The 1,035-nt window shown below is 72.0% G+C and carries 2 protein-coding genes; both read right to left on the bottom strand.

The window, feature by feature from the left end; genetic code table 11:
* The coding region (locus HC031_RS32210) for a site-specific integrase (protein ID WP_420813719.1) at positions 1-476 on the bottom strand (476 nt) is incomplete at its 3' end.
* A gap of 78 nt (positions 477-554) precedes the next feature.
* The gene (locus HC031_RS32205; RefSeq protein WP_167929234.1) at positions 555-770 is read right to left on the bottom strand and encodes a hypothetical protein; all 216 of its coding nucleotides are present in this window, start codon (positions 768-770) and stop codon (positions 555-557) included.
* Between the last annotated feature and the right edge of the window lie 265 nt (positions 771-1,035).

Genomic DNA, 1,035 nt, shown 5'->3' with positions numbered 1-1,035 from the left:
GCCAGGCTCTGGCGGAGCCGGTCGGTCAGGAACGGCGGCAGGTCGATCTGGCGCACCGAGTCGCCGGTCTTCGGTGGGCCGAGGAAGAGTTTGCCGCCGACCTCGTGCAGCGCACCCACCTCGGGATGCACGGAGATGACGCCGGCGTCGAGGTCGACGTTGGCGCGATCCAGACCGGCCAGCTCGCCCCAGCGCATGCCGGTATAGGCGGCGGTGACGACCATCAGGGCGTCGATGGGGCGCTGCATGCGGGCGGCGATCGCGGCGACCTGCTCGGTGGTGGCGTGCGGACGCTCCGGCCGGCCGGTGGTGGTCACCCGCACGCCGCGGCAGGGATTGAACGGGATCCGCCGGTTCTCGACGGCCTCCTGCAACACCATGGACAGCACGGTGACCACGTCGGCGGTCGAGCGCGGCGCGAGCTTCTTGCGCAGCTCGAGCACGAGCGTCTTGACGTGGTGACGGCGGATCGCCACCAGCTGCAGGTGGCCGAGTCGGGGCAGGATGTGCAGCCGCAGGTGGCTGCGGTAGGCCGACCAGGTCGCTGGCCCGGCCTAGTGGCTGGCCGCCCATAGGTCCACCCACTCGGCCAGGCGGATGCGGCCGTCGCGCGGGTCGAGGAACGTCTCGCGCGCCAGCTCGACGTCGATCTCCTGGGCGCGCAGCTGCGCGTCGGCCTTCTTCGCGTACACCGAGTCGGTGATCACGGTGCCGTCCGGCAACCGGAGCCGGACCCGAAACGCGCTACTGCGCCGTTCTACCCAAGCCATGCGCTGCTCCCCTCATCGCGGTTGTGGTCATCGCGGTCGGTGGATCCACGCTTCGCATCGACCCCGTGGGCAAGTCGCGATCCCGCACCGTGGGCCGCGGCGTGCGGCGCCGGCGCGGGCGGCGGCCGGTCGGGGCCTGACCATGCTGGGCAACAATGGCGGCGAGGTCGGCGGCGGAAAACCGCAGATGCTTGCCGAGGAAGGTGCACGGGACCTGCCGCGCGGCGGCCTGGCGCCGCAGCCACGACTCGCGAATGCGCAGCTG

The organism is Planosporangium thailandense (assembly GCF_011947195.1).
Lineage (GTDB): Bacteria > Actinomycetota > Actinomycetes > Mycobacteriales > Micromonosporaceae > Planosporangium > Planosporangium thailandense.
The sequence above is the reverse complement of the archived record's forward strand: the minus strand, read 5'-3'. Positions and strand labels throughout refer to the sequence as shown.